The sequence below is a fragment of the Halomonas citrativorans genome, from assembly GCF_014898005.1.
GTDB lineage: Bacteria > Pseudomonadota > Gammaproteobacteria > Pseudomonadales > Halomonadaceae > Vreelandella > Vreelandella citrativorans.
This window is the reverse complement of record NZ_JABUYX010000017.1, coordinates 1-17,070: the sequence shown is the minus strand read 5'-3', so window position 1 is coordinate 17,070 and position 17,070 is coordinate 1. Positions and strand designations below refer to the sequence as shown.

Sequence of the window (17,070 nt, the reverse complement as noted above, 5' to 3'; positions counted from 1 at the left end):
AATGCAGTGAGTTAAAAGCTGTCGCCTGGTACGCGTACCGCACCTTCCATTAGCACGCGTGCGCTGCGGCTCATAATGGCCTGATCAATCTGCCAGTGCCCGTCAACCAGGTTGGCCTCTGCGCCAACGCGCAAACTGCCTGACGGGTGGCCAAACGTAACGGACTGACGCTTTCCGCCCCCGGCCGCCAAATTAACCAGCGTACCGTCTATCGCAGCGGCAGCAGCAATTGCCACGGCGGCAGTGCCCATCATGGCGTGATGCAATTTACCCATGGAAAACGCCCGCACCACCAGATCGATATTGTCAGCGTTAACGGTCTGACCGCTCGAGGAAACATAATCAGCTGGCGGCCCAACAAACGCTACCTTGGGCGTATGTTGGCGGCTCGCAGCCTCACTGACATCCCCTATCAACCCCATACGTACAGCACCATGGGCACGGATAGTCTCAAACATGCTTAATGCTTTACCGTCGCCATTGATGGCGTTTTGCAGCTCGGTACCGCGGTAACCAATATCAGCGGCATTAATAAACACCGTGGGGATACCTGCATTGATAAGGGTAGCTTTCAGAACCCCCACACCCGGCACATTCAGGTCATCCACCAGGTTGCCGGTGGGAAAAGTCGCCCCCTCGCCGTCAGCCGGGTCCATAAAGGCCACGGGAATCTCGGCGGCGGGAAAGGTCACGCCATCCAACTCGAAATCGCCGGTCTCCTGAACCTCCCCATTCACGATGGGCACCTGCGATACGATAGTTTTCTGGATATTGACCTGCCAGATTCTCACCTCGACCACACCGTTTTCAGGCAGACGTGCCGGATCAACCAGCCCGTTCGCTACGGCAAATGGGCCTACCGCCGCCGAAAGATTGCCGCAGTTGCCGCTCCAATCCACGTAGGGCTTATCGATGGATACTTGGCCAAACACATAGTCCACATCGTGATCAGGCGAATGGCTTTTGGAAAGAATGACCGTTTTACTGGTGCTTGAGGTCGCGCCGCCCATACCGTCAATCTGTTTTTCGTACGGGTCGGGGCTTCCAATCACACGCAGCAGCAGCTTGTCACGCGCCTCTCCCGGCACCTGAGCAGCCTGGGGTAAATCGCTTAATTTAAAAAACACGCCTTTGCTGGTGCCGCCACGCATATAGGTGGCGGGGATTTTTATTTGCGGCACATGGCGGGCGTTGGCGACATCAGTCATCTTGTTCACTCCGAAAAATAACCCGGCACTTACGCAGCCGTTGACTCGAGGAAGTCCTGGGCAAAGCGCTGCAGCACACCACCGGCGGCGTAAATTGATACTTCCTCGGCGGTATCCAGGCGGCATTTGACCGCTACGCGCTCGCTGCCCCCGTTTTGACGATGGATCACCAGCGTAAGCATCGCGCCCGGCGAAACAGCCCCCTCAATATCAAAGGTTTCGGTGCCATCCAGGCCTAATGTCGTGCGCGTGGTTCCCGGCTCAAACTCTAGCGGCATTACGCCCATACCAATCAGGTTTGTGCGATGAATACGCTCAAACCCTTCAGCAGCAATGGCTTCCACACCCGCGAGCGCCACCCCTTTGGCAGCCCAGTCTCTTGATGAGCCTTGGCCATAATCGGCGCCAGCAATAATGATCAGCGGCTGCTTACGCGCCATGTAGGTTTCGATAGCTTCCCACATGCGGGTCACTTCCCCTTCAGGTTCGACCCGCGCCAGCGATCCCTGAACGACATTGCCTTCTTCATCGCGGACCATTTCGTTAAACAGCTTGGGATTGGCAAAGGTAGCGCGCTGGGCGGTGAGGTGATCACCGCGATGAGTCGCATAGGAGTTGAAGTCCTCCTCCGGCAGGCCCATTTTCGCCAGGTACTCACCCGCCGCGCTGTTAAGCTGAATGGCGTTGGAAGGCGATAGGTGATCGGTGGTGATATTGTCCGGCAAGATGGCCAGCGGGCGCATGCCTTTCAAGGTACGCTCTTTCGCCATATTGCCCTCCCAGTAAGGTGGGCGACGAATGTAGGTACTCTGGGGGCGCCAGTCATATAGCGGATTAACCTGGGCACGCGCGCTTTTATCAATATCGAACATGGGGATATAGGTCTGGCGGAACTGCTCGGGCTTCACAGAGGATTTCACAATAGCGTCGATCTCTTCATCCGCTGGCCAGATATCCTTCAAGGTAACGGGATTCCCCGCCTGGTCGATCCCCAGCACGTCTTTTTCAATATCAAAGCGAATAGTGCCTGCAATGGCGTAAGCAACCACTAATGGCGGCGAGGCCAAAAAGGCCTGCTGGGCGTAGGGGTGAATCCGCCCATCAAAGTTGCGGTTACCGGAAAGCACTGCCGTGGCGTAAAGGTCCCGGTCGATAATTTCCTGCTGAATAACAGGGTCAAGCGCACCCGACATGCCGTTACAGGTGGTGCACGCATAAGCCACCACGCCAAAACCCAGATCCTCCAGCTCATTCATCAAGCCGGCTTCTTCCAGGTACATCTTGACCGTTTTAGAACCGGGCGCCAGAGATGACTTTACCCAGGGTTTACGCAACAAGCCGAGCCGGTTGGCGTTGCGCGCAATTAACCCAGCCGCCACCATATTGCGCGGGTTGGACGTATTGGTGCAGCTGGTAATGGCGGCGATAATAACGGCGCCATCAGGCATTTTGCCCGCTTTCTCTTCTTCGCGCGCAGCATCGAGCCCTACCGCAATACCGCGCTGAGCCAGCTCGGAGGTCGGCAGGTGCGCATGTGGGTTGGAAGGCCCTGCCAACGTCCGCGCAACCGATGAAAGATCAAAGCTCAGCACCCGCTCGTACTCAACCTGTGTCAGGCTGTCCGCCCAAAGGCCGGTGTGCTTGGCATAGGTCTCTACCAGCGCCACCTGCTCATCTTCACGACCGGTGAGCTTCAAGTAATCGATGGTTTGGCTATCGATATAGAACATCGCCGCCGTCGCACCGTACTCGGGCGTCATGTTCGAAATCGTGGCGCGATCACCGACCGTCAGCGCATCGGCGCCTTCGCCATAAAATTCCAGATAGGCACCGACCACGCGCTCTTTACGCAGAAACTCGGTGATCGCCAGCACCATATCGGTGCCCGTGATTCCTGGCTGCAGCTTACCGGCCAGCTCTACCCCGACGATATCCGGCAAGCGCATCATGGAAGCGCGCCCAAGCATGACGCTTTCAGCCTCCAGGCCACCCACGCCGACTGAAATAACCCCGAGCGCGTCCACCATGGGGGTATGGCTATCGGTGCCCACGCAGGTATCAGGATAAGCAATGCCGTCCCGGTTCTGCACTACCGGCGACATTTTCTCCAGATTGATCTGGTGCATGATGCCGTTGCCAGGCGGGATAACATCAACGTTTTCAAAAGCCGTTTTGGTCCAGTTGATAAAGTGGAAGCGGTCATCGTTGCGCCGGTCTTCAATGGCGCGATTTTTTTCAAAAGCCCCCTCTTCAAAACCCGGATGCTCTACCGCCAACGAGTGGTCAACAATCAGTTGGGTGGGGACAACGGGATTGACCTTGGCCGGGTCACCGCCCTTCTCAGCGATGGCATCGCGCAGCCCGGCCAAATCAACCAGCGCCGTCTGGCCTAGAATATCGTGGCATACCACCCGCGCAGGATACCAAGGGAAGTCCAGGTCGCATCGGCGTTCAATGAGCTGCTTAAGGGCATCGGTGAGAAGCTCAGGATCACAGCGGCGTACCAATTGCTCTGCCAGCACGCGTGATGTGTAAGGGAGCGTGGCGTAGGCTCCTGGCTGAATATCCTCAACGGCTTGGCGCGCATTAAAGTAATCAAGCTCGGTGCCTGGCAGTGGCTGACGATATTGGCTATTCATAGCAAGCAAACTCATGAAAAGGGAGCTAAAAAAACGCCCGGCAAGCAAGCTGCCGGGCCGCACGCTGATTAATCACGCGCCTCAATGGGGACCCATTCGCTTTTTTCAGGACCGATGTAGTCGGCGCTGGGACGGATAATCCGGTTATTGGCGCGCTGTTCAAAGACATGTGCGGCCCACCCCGTTAGCCGGGACATGACAAAAATTGGTGTGAACAGCTTGGTGGGGATATCCATAAAGTGATAGGCGCTGGCATGGAAGAAGTCTGCGTTACAGAACAGCTTTTTCTCACGCCACATCACTTCTTCGACCCTTTCAGATACGGGATAAAGCACCGTATCGCCTACGTCATCGGCAAGCTTTTTGGCCCACTGCTTGATGATCTCGTTGCGTGGATCAGACTCGCGATAAATCGCGTGGCCAAATCCCATAATTTTATCTTTGCGCTCAAGCATGCCCATGATCTGGCTTTCCGCTTCTTCTGGCGATTTCCAGTTTTCGATCATCGCCATGGCCGCTTCATTGGCACCGCCATGCAGCGGGCCACGCAGCGAACCGATGGCGCCGGTGACGCAAGAGTGCATATCAGAAAGCGTTGAGGCACACACCCGGGCGGTAAAGGTCGACGCATTAAACTCATGCTCAGCATATAAAATAAGCGATACGTTCATCACTCGCGCATGGAGCTCAGAGGCCGGCTCGCCACGCAGTAGATGCAAGAAATGCCCGCCAACCGATTCAGCGTCGGTTTGGGTGTCAATCCGCACTCCGTCATGAGAGTAGCGATACCAGTAGCAAATGATCGAAGGCAACACGGCCAACAGACGATCGGCAACGTCCTGCTGCTCGTCAAAACTCTCTTCGGTTTCCAGATTGCCCAGCATGGAGGTTCCAGTACGCATAACATCCATCGGGTGAGCATCTTTCGGAATTTGCTCAAGCACCGTTTTCAGCGCATCGGGCAACCCACGCAAGCCCTTTAATTTGCGGATGTAATCGTCAAGCTCTGCCTGATTGGGCAATTTACCTTTCAAGAGCAGGTACGCTACTTCTTCAAATTTAGCCTTTTCAGCCAGCTCTTTGATATCAAAGCCACGGTACGTTAGGCCCGAGCCAGTCTTTCCAACAGTACACAAGGCGGTAGTTCCCGCACTTTGTCCACGCAGCCCTGCTCCCGCTAGCGGTTTATCAGCCATGACGAGTCTCCTGGTGTGCTTATCGTTGTACCTATCATTAATTGCAGATGACAGTGTTGTCGTGCGCGCCTCATTGCGGCTCTTCACCCTTTTCGGCGAATAACGCATCCAGTTTCTGCTCGAAATCGTGATAGTTGAGGAAATCGTAGAGTTCATCGCGCGTCTGCATGGTGTTAACGACTTCTTTTTGATGGCCGTTATCCAGAATGCTTTGATAGACATTCAGGGCAGCAGCGTTCATCGCTCGAAACGCAGAGAGCGGGTAAAGCACCATGCGACAACCAACCTCGCCAAGCTCGGCTTGAGTAAAGAGCGGCGTCGCACCAAACTCAGTGATATTGGCCAGAATCGGGGCATCCACTCGCTCGCAGAATGCCTGGTAATCAGAAAGGGTGTATACGGCTTCAGCAAAGATGGCATCCGCACCGGCTTCAACGCAGGCATTGGCGCGCTCAATAGCCGCGTCCAGGCCCTCTTTTTGAAAAGCATCGGTGCGTGCAATCAGATAAAAATCGGGATCTATTCGGGCATCGGCGGCCGCTTTAATGCGATCAACCATCTCAGCCTGGGAAACAATTGCCTTGTTGGGTCGATGACCACAACGTTTTTGCGCCACCTGGTCCTCCAGATGAACGGCGGCGACGCCAGCACGCTGCATCTCTTTCACTGTACGGGCAATATTGAACGCGCCGCCCCATCCGGTATCAATATCCACCAGCAACGGCAGGTCCGTTGCACCACAGATACGGCGCGCATCCTCGGCGACATCGTTCATGCTGGTCATCCCTAAATCAGGCAGTCCAAACGAGGCATTTGCCACCCCACCGCCGGAAAGGTAGATCGCCTGATGGCCGACACGTTCAGCCATCATCGCCGTATACGCGTTAATAGTGCCTAAAATGGCCAGCGGGCGCTGGGCGTCAAGGGCGGCTTTAAAACGGGCGCCTGGGGTGAGCGTTGACATTAGCGTGTCTCCTGAAGGGTAGTGGCCTGCCGTTCCTCGGCAGGCTCAGATGATTGCTGTTTAAGAATCGCGGCATAACGGTCGGCAACATTGGCACGCGAGGCACTGACGTGGCGGCGCATTAATAGCTCAGCAAGTTCGGCGTCGCCTGCTTCAATGGCATCCACTATCCGGTGGTGCTCAACAAAGGCACGCTGCGGGCGCGTGCCGCTAGCACTAAACTGCGTACGATAAAGGCGCACCAGGTAATACAAGTCATTGCACAGCAGGCTCATTAGCATCTTGTTGTGGCTGCCTTGCACAATGCGGTAATGAAAGTCGAGATCACCCTCACGCTGATAGTAAGCTTCACCGCGTTGTAAATCGGCCTGCCCTTCGTGCAGTGCCAGCACATCACGAAGGCCTTGTATTTCCTCTGCCGACATGTGCTCCGCTGCTAGCCTTGCGGCCATGCTTTCCAACGCTTCGCGTACATCAAACAGCTCTATCAGCTCTTTCATAGAGAGCTTAACGACGCGTGCGCCGACGTGAGGTACGCGCTCAATCAAGCGATGAGACTCTAAACGCCGCATGGCTTCGCGAAGCGGACCACGAGAAATGCCGTACGTTTTTGAAAGCCCGGGCTCAGTGATTTTGCTGCCTGGCGCCAAGACGCCACGCACAATATCGCTTTGCAGTTGATGAAATACCCGCTCGGCTAGCGTGCGCACTTCAGGCGGCGCTATTTCAAGCGACGAATCAACAGAATAAGGGGCGCTAATGGATGAACTCATGGCGAATTGTCGACAATTAGGAAAGTGTTCAAACTTTAGCTGTGCGCCTTTCTAGCGTCAACCATAGAATACTGGCGATTTTATGCATCTTTGGTTGTAAGCAAAAAGTCTACCCCTCTCGCTAGTGTCAACAATCTCGCTAAAACCGTTTGAAGCACATCGATTAGATTGCTGGTGTCAGCCTTCAACGCCCTCTAAAATGAGCAGCCTTTTACCGGCGAGGCGTTTGCTCCATGACCACGGCATTGTCGATATTTACGCTGCCCTATTCTTCTGACCCGTTAGCGCTGTTTGATTCGCTTCGCCAACGCCCAGGTGCAGTACTTTTGGATAGTGGCCGCCCCGTCGCTCAAGGGCGCTACGATATTCTGAGCAGCGACCCCTTAGCGACGCTGGAAGTGGACGCCACAGGCAAGTCAGTGCTCACGAGTGAACAGCTCAATATAGCGGCTCTACCGCCAGGCGATTGCTTTGCTCAGCAGCAGTGGCTGTTAAATCAGCTACCGCACCAGGCTACAGAGGTTGATCAACACGCCTTACATAGCGAGCTGCCCTTTATGGGCGGGCTGATAGGCTACTGGGGCTATGACCTTGGGCGCTCGCTGGCGACCCACCAACAACCTCAGGTGACTCACCTACCTCAGGCGCGCCTGGGCCTTTATGACTGGTGCATCACCCTTGACCACGTAGCAAAGCGGGCGTGGCTGGTAGCCACCGCGCAGCGTCGAGAGCAGGTTCTAGAGTGGCTAGACCAGGCGCCGCCCAAACGCCCTCCTTTTGCCTTAACCGAACCCTTTCAAGCAGAGCTTAGCCAGAGCGATTACGCTGAACGCTTCAAAGCCGTTCAGCGCTATATTCTGGCGGGCGACTGTTATCAGATTAACCTCGCCCAGCGCTTTTCTGCTGCCTACCAGGGCGATGAATGGCAGGCCTATTTACGCTTACGCAACGCCACGCCCACACCGTTTTCAGGCTTCATGGCTTGGGGCCAACAGGCCGTCCTCTCTCTTTCACCCGAGCGGTTTATCAAAAGCAATAATGGCGCGGTTGAGGCTCGTCCTATAAAAGGCACCCGACCACGGGGCGCTACGGCTGCTGAGGATCTTGCCCTGGCCAATGATCTAACCAGCAGCCTTAAAGATCGTGCTGAAAACATCATGATCGTTGATTTACTGCGCAATGACCTGGGCCGTGTATGTAAGCCGGGCAGTATCAATGTGCCCCAACTCTGCAAGCTGGAAAGCTACCCTAATGTGCATCATCTGGTGAGCGTAGTGCGCGGACAGCTCGCGTCCGGCGCCTCCCCTCTTGCCTTATTGGCGGCGGCCTTTCCCGGCGGGTCGATTACCGGTGCGCCCAAGGTTCGCGCCATGCAGATTATCGCCGAGCTTGAGCCGTGTCAGCGCAGCGTGTACTGCGGAAGCATGGGATACGTTGATATACGTGGCAGCATGGACACCTCTATTACTATTCGTACGTTAGCGGCGGATGCCGGGAGGCTTCACGTGTGGGGCGGCGGTGGGCTGGTTGCCGACTCAGCACTTGAGGAAGAGTACGTGGAGACACTGGATAAAATTCGCCATCTTATTAAGGCACTGGAATAACAGCCGCCGTACTTAAATCAAAAAGGAATATAAAAGCCAAACCAAACGGTATTGGGGGGAACGGCGGACAGTTTGATAGCCTAGCGGTATGGTTCATTAATATGACAAGGAGGCAGCATGTCCTCATCGCTAGATGCGATCAATCGTGATTTTTCCGAGAACGATTTTAGCAAGAACCCACAAGCACTTATTGAGTGGGCGTTAACACAAGGCGAAAGGGCGATCTGTACGACGAACTTTCGCCCTTTTGAAGCCGTTATTCTGCACATGGTGACACAGGTACGTCCTGACATGCCGATTGTCTGGATGGACAGTGGCTATAACACCGAAGCCACTTATCAATTCGCCGACGAGCTAATAACGCGCTTGAACCTGAACATGGTCAGCTATATACCCAAGCGGACGCGCGCGCACCGTGAAGCGCTCGAAGGCCCCATGCCGGGCATTGATGACTCGCGCCATGCGGCCTTCACCCAAGAGGTCAAAATCGAGCCGTTTGAACGTGCATTAAGTGAGATGCGCCCTGACGTATGGTTTACAGCGCTTCGTGCAGAAGACACGCCCGAACGGGCCAAAATGCAGCCCGTCAGCCGTAACAGTGATGGGCTGGTTAAAGTGGCGCCGGTGCTGCATTGGAGTGCTAAAGAGATGTATCAATATTTACAGGCGCACGACCTGCCTAACAACTTCGATTACTTCGACCCCACCAAGGTGGAGGAAAAACGCGAGTGCGGCTTGCACCTACAGCATTAAGCCTTTCTCTGAAAATCTGTCATTGAAAAACCAGGTATTGAAAGACTTGGCTCCAGGTTAGGCCACAAGCCAAACGTACGACTCACGTTGTTAGGGGCATGATGCCAGCGGTTTCGCTGGCATCATGCCCCTAACAACGTGAACGCTTAAAGCATTAGTATTTTAGTAGGTACTTGCAATCCGTACTTGTAATAAGTGCTTGTGGTAAGTACGTGTAACAAGCTATCAGTACTCGGGCAGCTCTATCCCTTCAAACAGCGCTTGTTCAAAGCGTGGGCCAGCAATGAGCGCCTCATCCACACGGTCTCGCGTCAAGTGTGGGGCAAAGCGCGCCAGGAAATCGTACATATAGCCACGCATAAACGTGCCCCGGCGAATGCCTATTTTAGTCGTTGAACTCGCAAACAGGTGGCTGGCATCCACCGCGACTAAATCCCCGTCCAACTTATCGTCTACCGCCATATGTGCCACGATCCCAACGCCCATGCCGAGCCGCACATAGGTTTTAATCACGTCGGCATCCGCCGCCGTTAGCACAACGTTAGGCGTCAAACCCTTCGCTTTAAACGCATCATCCAGCTGGGAACGACCGGTAAATCCAAAGACATACGTCACCAGCGGATGTTCTGCCAACGCTTCCAGCGTTAAAGGTCCACTCAGCGCTGCCAAGGGATGCCCTTTAGGCACCAGAATACAGCGATTCCAACGGTAACAAGGCAAGAGCACCAGATCTGTAAACAGTTCCAGCGATTCAGTGGCAATCGCAAAATCGGCCTGCCCCTCACTCACCATTTGAGCAATTTGCTTAGGCGTACCCTGCTGCATATGTAGCGCGACTTCCGGATATTTCAGTGTAAATTCACTGATAATCGGCGGAAGTGCATAGCGTGCCTGGGTGTGTGTGGTCGCAATAGATAAGCTTCCCCGCCGCTCATCGCTATGCTCCTGGGCCACCTGTTTAATATTTTCGGTAAGCTTGAGCACCTGGCCCGCCAGGTTAATAATGGACTGACCTGCTGGCGTTACCCGGGTTAGATGTTTTCCGCTACGCGCGAAAATCTCAACGCCCAGCTCATCCTCCAACAGCCGTATTTGCTTGGAAATACCAGGCTGAGAGGTAAACAGGCTTTGAGCGGTCGCCGATACATTTAGGTTGTGTCGGTTAACTTCCCAAATATAGCGAAGTTGTTGTAGCTTCATATCATCACCTCATTATCTATACCGATAGCAGGCAGGTCATCTAACGCTGGCACCGCCTATCTTGCACTCGCCACAAAGCACTATTTGGCATAAAAAAATATCCTATAATTCACTTATATTATAAGAGATAATCTCTATTAGCATCTATTAATTTTGTAATTAAGCACAAAAATAAGCGCAGATATTTGCCAGCAAACGCCGCGCCCGCTAACATCTGCCGACTTGGCGTAATGAAAGTGCGCAGGTTTAACGCGTAATGACCGTTGCTCCATTTGAGGCAACGACACTGCAAGAGCAACGCAAACGGGAGAAGCAAATGGCTAATAATGTTGACGTCACTAACGCTAATTTTGAGCAAGAAGTCCTCAACGCCGACCAGCCTGTCCTGCTAAAATTTTGGGCGCCCTGGTGTGGCCCGTGTAAAGTTATGGCACCGGTTGTCGATGAAGTGGCAGCCGAGCGCGGTGATAACTTAAAAGTGGTCAGCGTAAACGTTGACGATGCACCTGAAATTGCCGCAGAACAAGGCGTACGCGGTGTACCGACCGTTATGCTGTTCAAGTCTGGTACCAAAGTCGCTTCACTGGTAGGCGCGCAATCCAAGTCTCAACTAACGCAATTCATCGACCAAAACGCTTGATGAAATTGGCCACCGCCGGCACAACCGGTGGTGGCCGTGCGGCCCCTCCTGTTAACTCTCCCCCTCTTTTAGATGCTCTTCGGGCGTAGCACTATTTTTACGTTTCCACGGTGCGCGACCTGCATCTTGCTGGCTAAGATAACGCCCCGTGCGGTGCCTCCCTGGTCCCAGAAAATGGGCAATCCAACGCGTCTGCGGATGGCTATCCAAGGCAATTTTTAGGGTCATGGTTAACACGACAGATAGCAGCATCCCCGCCGGTCCAAAAATCCACCCCCAAACAACCAGCGAAAGAAACGCCACAAACGTTGAAAGCCCTAGCGCTTGCCCCATGACACGCGGTTCAATCAGGTTACCCAGTACAAAGTTAATGACCAGGTAAGCGGACGCCAGCAGCAGCGCCTGTAGCGCGCCACCGTCCTGGGACACCAGAAGCAGCAGCACTGGAGGGATAGCCGCAAGTGCTGAGCCAATGTTAGGGATAAAGTTAAGCCCAAACGCCAGAACACCCCAAAGTAATGGGAAATCAACCCCGACAATCACACAGGAGAGCCAAATTAATACCGCCGTGGCTAGGCTAATCATTGTTTTTACGGCCAAATAGCGCTTTAGCGTTAAGCTGAATTCGCTAAATCGCTTTAAACTAGGTGCAGGGTTTTCCAAGGCACGCGAAACTTTTTGGCGAAGGTTCAGCGTTTCAAACAGCATAAAAATAACCAGCAACCCCACGATGATACTCTGCATCACCAGGTTGCCCAGTTCACCCAACAGCGTTGCCACCCAAGAAGAGCCTTCCTCATCCTCATTGAAAAAGACGGCGCTAAGCTCATCAGGGTCAATATTGAAGCCATGCATAGCGAGCGTATTAAGCAAATCCCAATAGTGCTCGTAAAGCCGCTCCTCAATATCAGGCAGCGCCGCCACAAAGGTGCTAAAACTGTTGACGACCAACACGCCAATCAGTGAAAGAAACCCCAACAACACCATCAGGGTTAAAAAAGCCGACACTCTCATGCTTAGGCCACAACGGTGTAGCCACTGCACCGGAGAGGTACACACTACCGCGATAAATACCGCCAGCAGCAAGGGTACAAGTAAATCTGCCCCCCCTTTCATTCCCGCAATAATTACCACTAATGCCGCTAGCGCCAACGTGGCATTTAAGGGGATACTTCGATAATCCTCATCCGATAATCTCGACATAGCCTCATCCTTAGCTCGTTACCCATACATAATGGCGGCAATAAAGGTATTGCACAAACCGTGCAAATAATAAGCAACTGTTTTGCGTCACCTCTTTTACGCTGAACTTTCCCTGTAGTCGCTATTCCAAACAAGCGTCTATACTTTTAATTGACGCATACCCGGCTAGTTTTCTCTACCTCAAGGAGTTTCTCTATGAGCCCAGTATCGGCACGTTTACCGCGTTTTCGTTATGGAATTTTAAGTGGCGCTCTGTTGGCGCTTCTGAGCACTCCCCTCGCCTTTGCGGCCCCGCCTGCACCGCCCAGCTTAAATGTCCAGGCACAGTCCTGGGTTGAGGTTGAACCCGACCAAGCGACGTTCACAGCGCGCCTCTGGGAAAACACGCCTGCCGTTTCTTCACTGGAAGATACCGACAGCGAAGCGTTAGGAGAAGCACGTGAACGCCTTGAGAATCGCGCCAGCGAACTGATCGAAGCCATTGAAGCCCTGGGAATTGAGCGACGCGCTATTAATGCCGGGTCGCTGAACGTTTATCCTGACCATGTCGCTGCGCCACGCAGCGAAAATGGCGACCAGGAGATGCTCCAACGCACGCGTCTTGAACGCCCGTTCAGCATAGAGCTAACCGACCTTGATCAATTGGGCGATGTGCTCAACGCGCTGATCGGGGTGGGTGTGAATGCAATGGACGGCGTCCAATTTGATTTACAGGACAGAGAAGCCGCCACCGATGAAGCGCTGGTAAAAGCACTGGAGAAAGCTCGCCACAAAGCCAACCTGATGGCCAGCACGCTGGAAACCGAACTCGGCCACGTTCAGCGTATTGAAGAGACGCAAGCGCCTATGTTTCAGCCCCGCATGATGGCCATGCGGGCTGAGAGTGATATGGCCAGTAGCGGATCACAAAGCGATTACAGCCCCGGCACCATCCGTATTGATGCCGGGGTTAACGTCGAATGGACGCTTAAAGGGCCAGACGCTCCTGACCACCAAGATAGGGACGTAGCGGCTCAGGAATAACCACCGAGCCGTCTGCCTGCTGGTGATTTTCAAGTATTGCCAGCAGGCAACGGCCAACGGCCAAGCCAGAACCATTTAACGTATGCAGGAGCTGTGGCTTTTTCACATCCGGTTGACGGAAGCGCGCCTGCATACGTCGCGCCTGAAAGTCTTCGCAGTTGGAAACAGACGAAATTTCCCGATAAGTGCTCTGACTGGGCAGCCAGACTTCCAGGTCGTAGGTCTTCGATGCTCCAAAGCCCATATCGCCCGTGCAAAGTGTCACTACCCGGTACGGCAACTCTAACGCTTGTAAGATCGCCTCTGCATGACCACGCATTTCATCCAGCGCTTCATAGCTCTTCTCTGGTTCTACAATCTGCACCATTTCCACTTTATCAAACTGATGCTGACGGATCATGCCGCGAGTATCACGCCCGTGCGAACCGGCCTCGCTACGAAAACACGGCGTGTGCGCCGTAAGCTTCATCGGCAATGCCGCTTGATCCACAATCTCATCACGCACAAAGTTGGTGAGCGGCACTTCAGAAGTAGGAATCAAGTAGTACTCGCGCTCATCATCCAGCTTGAACAGGTCTTCGCCAAACTTCGGCAGCTGGCCGGTGCCCGTTAGTGAGTCGCGATTCACCATATAGGGCACGTAGCACTCTTCATAGCCGTGCTTTTCGGTTTGGATATCCAGCATAAATTGAGCCAGCGCACGGTGCAGTCGAGCAATGGGCCCACGCATAACGGCAAAGCGGGCACCGGTCAGTTTAACGGCCAATTCAAAATCCAGATAACCGGATTTTTTGCCTAAATCGACATGATCGAGCACGTCAAAATCGAACTCACGTGGTGTACCCCAACGGTGCAGTTCAACGTTGTCTTCTTCTTTTTCACCTTCCGGCACGCTTTCATGAGGCAGGTTAGGAATACCGCTGACCGCGTCATCCCAGGCCTCTTGCACCTTGGCCAACTCACACTTGGCGTTATCCAGACGATCGCCTAAATCGCTGACTTCATCCAACAGCGGCTGGATATCTTCGCCACTGGCTTTGGCCTTGCCAATGGCTTTTGAGCGCGTATTACGCTCGCTTTGCAGTTGCTCGGTCTGCGTTTGCAATTCACGGCGGCGCGACTCCAGCGTCTGAAGCCCCTCTTTATCCAGTACAAAGCCGCGACGAGCTAGTTGTTGCGCTAGCGCGTCCAGATCACCGCGCAGCAGTTTCGGATCGAGCATGAGTTATTCCTTGGCCTGTATTCAGTTAAACACGGCGCCAAACGCCAGTATCAAAGGCCCCTATTGTAGGCAAAAGCACGGCGGGGAGCTATGGGGGCGTTATAGCAACGTGCCCGGCAACTCACATCGGCGATTAAATAACCAGAGACTGCTTCGAAGCCGCGGCTGCCCGTAAGCGCTCACTTCGCCCATTACAAGCCCCCGCCCTTCTTACTAAAAAGTGATAAAGTGCGCGCCGAATCGTAATCCTGCTATTGATCAACCGTAAATAAAACTCCAAGGAGAGAGATCCGTGAGCACATCACAAGGCGCCTTCGGCTGGTGGAGAGGCATCGCCCTCTGGAAGAAAATTCTCGCAGGTTTAGCGCTAGGGATAGCGGCGGGCGCGCTATTGGGTGAAAACGCCAGCATCTTTAAGCCACTGGGCGATATTTTTATCAACGCGATCATGATGCTGATCGTACCGCTAGTGTTCTCAACGCTGGTGGTCGGCATTACGTCGATGCGCGACCCGCAAAAAATGGGTCGCATTGGCGCCCGTACCATCGGCCTTTATCTTTTGACCACGGCCTTTGCTATCAGTATCGGGTTGCTGCTTTCGACACTGCTACAGCCTGGAGCAGGCGTTAACATCAGTTTTGATAGCGGCGTGAATGCAAACGAGGCGCCTACCCTGGCGTCCATTTTGATTAACCTGGTGCCCCGCAACCCCATTGATGCGCTGGCCAACGGCAACATTTTGCAAATTATTGTATTTGCGATTGGCTTGGGCATTTCACTGACTCTGATTGGTGAAAAGGGTGAAGCACTGGTCGTGGTGTTCGATAGCTTTGCCGAGGCAATGTACAAGCTCACGGGCATCGTCATGGCCTTTGCACCTTTTGGGGTGTTTGGCCTAATGGCGCATGTATCTGGCCAATACGGGCTGGAAATCCTGTTACCACTCGCCAAGCTGATTGGCGTGGTGTATTTAGCCTGTGCGCTGCATGTTCTGGTGATTTACTCAGGCTTTATTCGCCTGTTGGGGCGGCTTAATCCAGTGCGTTATCTCCAGGGCAGCCTCGACGCCATGATGATAGCGTTCTCCTCCGCCTCTTCGGCAGGATCACTGCCAGTATCGATTCGCTGTGCACAGAAAAACCTGGGCGTATCTGAAGGCGTTTCAAGCTTTGTACTGCCTGTGGGTGCGACCATTAATATGGATGGTACAGCGCTTTACCAAGGCGTCGTCGTACTGTTTATTGCCCAAATGCTGGGTATTGAGCTGAGCCTGGTCGACTACGGCATGATTGTCGCCACCGGCACGCTTGCTTCCATTGGCACCGCGGGCGTACCCGGTGCGGGTCTTATCATGCTCTCTATCGTGATGGCTCAAATTGGCTTACCGCTTGAGGCCATCGCCGTCGTCGCAGGCATCGACCGTATTCTCGATATGGCGCGCACCAGCGTTAACGTGGCGGGCGACATTATGGTCACCACCCTGGTAGGTAAAAGCGAAGGCGAATTGAACCTCGACGTTTATAACGCCGATAATAAAGCCTGACCGCCCGCCCCACGCCAGAATACTCTGCGACGAGACCGTTGCAGAGTATCGCGACAGCTAACCAGGAGAGCACCATGTCCCACCCCCTTGAACAGGTATTAACCGCGCTGGACCAGCTTCATAGCGAAGACCCCAAAACAGTCAACGTGGCCGATGAGCCGCTCCCCGCCGAGCTGCTTTACGCACAGCGCATGAGCAAATGGCTTGCTCACCTTAACCAGGCACCCAGCGAGTGCTTACAGATTGCTGTCCGCGCCCAGCACTTGCAGCGCTGGCAGGTAGCACGCGAAGCGTACCCTGAAGGTCGAGTAGGCTACTTAACCTGGCGGCGCGACCAGGGTATCCGCGCGGGCGACACAACTGCCCAATTAATGCGTGAAGCAGGCTATAGCACTGAGGACGCCGAGCGGGTTATCACACTCATCACCAAAAAGGGGTTGGGCCGTGATGCCGATGTACAGACACTTGAAGACTGCGCCTGCCTGGTATTTTTGGAAAACTATTTTGCCGATTTCTCGCGCAAGGTCGAACATGACCATATGGTGCGAATTATTCAAAAAACCTGGCGCAAGATGTCACCCCAAGCTCATGAATTAGCCCTGACACTGCCCATGTCACCTGCTTCTGCCGCCCTGGTAAAAGAAGCTTTGAGCTAGCATGTTTAGCGCAGGGTGCAGCCAGGCAGGCACTGAGGTAAAGTAGCGCTCTCTTTTTTTGATGCCCCGGCACTGACGGCTTGAACGATTATGATTGCATCGCTGGACTCTCGGACCGCCCCGTTTAAACGCTTGGCCTCCCACTACCTGCGCTTTCTGGAAGCCCTTAAAACACGCGGCTTCGATGGTGAGATTGCCCCTGACTATGCCCACCGTACGGTGCTGGCAACCGACAACTCGATCTATCAGCGTCTGCCCCAGGCGGCGGTGTTTCCCCGCCATGCAGAAGACCTGGAATGCCTGGCCAAACTGGCCGCTGAAGCGCCTTACCGCGAGGTAGTGTTAACGCCAAGAGGCGGCGGCACCGGCACCAACGGTCAGTCGCTTACCGATGGCATCGTGGTGGATATCTCCAGGCACATGAATCAGGTGCTGGACATTGATGT

15 protein-coding genes are annotated in these 17,070 nt (G+C 54.1%); 7 read left to right on the top strand and 8 right to left on the bottom strand.

All coding sequences use genetic code 11. From position 1 onward, the window contains the following. Positions 1-11 precede the first annotated feature (11 nt). The 5 genes from prpF to INT20_RS13555 all read right to left on the bottom strand — a co-directional run bounded on the left by prpF (position 12) and on the right by INT20_RS13555 (position 6,780). The gene (gene prpF, locus INT20_RS13575) at positions 12-1,208 is read right to left on the bottom strand and encodes a 2-methylaconitate cis-trans isomerase PrpF (RefSeq protein ID WP_193057104.1); all 1,197 of its coding nucleotides are present in this window, start codon (positions 1,206-1,208) and stop codon (positions 12-14) included. A gap of 29 nt (positions 1,209-1,237) precedes the next feature. Continuing rightward, positions 1,238-3,847 (bottom strand): Fe/S-dependent 2-methylisocitrate dehydratase AcnD, encoded by a 2,610-nt coding sequence (acnD, locus tag INT20_RS13570; RefSeq protein ID WP_193057103.1) that lies wholly within the window; start codon positions 3,845-3,847, stop codon positions 1,238-1,240. Positions 3,848-3,915: 68 nt separating this feature from the next. Then, a complete protein-coding gene (gene prpC, locus INT20_RS13565; RefSeq protein ID WP_193057102.1) occupies positions 3,916-5,043 on the bottom strand; it encodes a bifunctional 2-methylcitrate synthase/citrate synthase in 1,128 nt (375 codons plus the stop codon). A gap of 70 nt (positions 5,044-5,113) precedes the next feature. Beyond that, complete coding sequence (gene prpB / locus INT20_RS13560; RefSeq protein ID WP_087106685.1) at positions 5,114-6,007, bottom strand: methylisocitrate lyase; 894 nt, start codon at positions 6,005-6,007, stop codon at positions 5,114-5,116. Continuing rightward, positions 6,007-6,780: a GntR family transcriptional regulator gene (locus tag INT20_RS13555; RefSeq protein ID WP_193057101.1), complete on the bottom strand. Its 774-nt coding sequence runs from the start codon at positions 6,778-6,780 to the stop codon at positions 6,007-6,009. Before INT20_RS13555 ends, prpB begins: the two co-directional genes overlap by 1 nt. A 233-nt stretch (positions 6,781-7,013) precedes the next feature. Here INT20_RS13555 and pabB point away from each other — a divergent pair, with 233 nt between their 5' ends. Together pabB and INT20_RS13545 are read left to right on the top strand one after the other, a co-directional pair. Then, positions 7,014-8,384, top strand: a complete 1,371-nt coding sequence (gene pabB, locus INT20_RS13550; RefSeq protein WP_193057100.1) for an aminodeoxychorismate synthase component I — start codon at positions 7,014-7,016, stop codon at positions 8,382-8,384. A 117-nt stretch (positions 8,385-8,501) separates the two neighbouring features. After that, positions 8,502-9,137, top strand: a complete 636-nt coding sequence (locus INT20_RS13545) for a phosphoadenosine phosphosulfate reductase domain-containing protein (RefSeq protein WP_193057099.1) — start codon at positions 8,502-8,504, stop codon at positions 9,135-9,137. A 225-nt stretch (positions 9,138-9,362) separates the two neighbouring features. Here INT20_RS13545 and cysB read toward each other — a convergent pair whose 3' ends face one another. Further along, entirely contained in the window at positions 9,363-10,337 is a 975-nt protein-coding gene (cysB, locus tag INT20_RS13540; RefSeq protein WP_172117087.1) for an HTH-type transcriptional regulator CysB, read from the bottom strand. A 256-nt stretch (positions 10,338-10,593) separates the two neighbouring features. Here cysB and trxA point away from each other — a divergent pair, with 256 nt between their 5' ends. Further along, a complete protein-coding gene (gene trxA / locus INT20_RS13535; RefSeq protein WP_140398967.1) occupies positions 10,594-10,977 on the top strand; it encodes a thioredoxin in 384 nt (127 codons plus the stop codon). A 51-nt stretch (positions 10,978-11,028) separates the two neighbouring features. Here the strand turns inward: trxA and INT20_RS13530 are convergent, their stop codons facing one another. Next, on the bottom strand, positions 11,029-12,180 hold the full coding sequence (locus tag INT20_RS13530; protein WP_193057098.1) for an AI-2E family transporter: 1,152 nt from the start codon (positions 12,178-12,180) through the stop codon (positions 11,029-11,031). A 195-nt stretch (positions 12,181-12,375) separates the two neighbouring features. Between INT20_RS13530 and INT20_RS13525 the strand changes: the two genes are divergently transcribed. Beyond that, a complete protein-coding gene (locus INT20_RS13525) occupies positions 12,376-13,203 on the top strand; it encodes an SIMPL domain-containing protein (RefSeq protein ID WP_193057097.1) in 828 nt (275 codons plus the stop codon). On the opposite strand, the gene serS is transcribed toward INT20_RS13525, so the two are convergent. After that, positions 13,148-14,425 carry a serine--tRNA ligase gene (gene serS / locus INT20_RS13520; protein ID WP_193057096.1) on the bottom strand — a complete coding sequence of 426 codons (1,278 nt, stop codon included), beginning with the start codon at positions 14,423-14,425 and terminating at the stop codon, positions 13,148-13,150. The genes INT20_RS13525 and serS overlap by 56 nt on opposite strands. A gap of 292 nt (positions 14,426-14,717) precedes the next feature. On the opposite strand from serS, the gene INT20_RS13515 reads away from it, so the two are divergent. The 3 genes from INT20_RS13515 to INT20_RS13505 form a co-directional block, all read left to right on the top strand. After that, positions 14,718-15,968: a dicarboxylate/amino acid:cation symporter gene (locus tag INT20_RS13515; RefSeq protein WP_193054873.1), complete on the top strand. Its 1,251-nt coding sequence runs from the start codon at positions 14,718-14,720 to the stop codon at positions 15,966-15,968. A 74-nt stretch (positions 15,969-16,042) separates the two neighbouring features. Then, positions 16,043-16,624, top strand: coding sequence for a DUF4202 domain-containing protein (locus INT20_RS13510; protein ID WP_193054872.1), 582 nt, complete (start codon positions 16,043-16,045; stop codon positions 16,622-16,624). Between the two features lie 90 nt (positions 16,625-16,714). Further along, positions 16,715-17,070 (top strand): FAD-binding oxidoreductase (locus tag INT20_RS13505; RefSeq protein WP_193057095.1); only part of this gene is annotated, 356 nt, incomplete at its 3' end.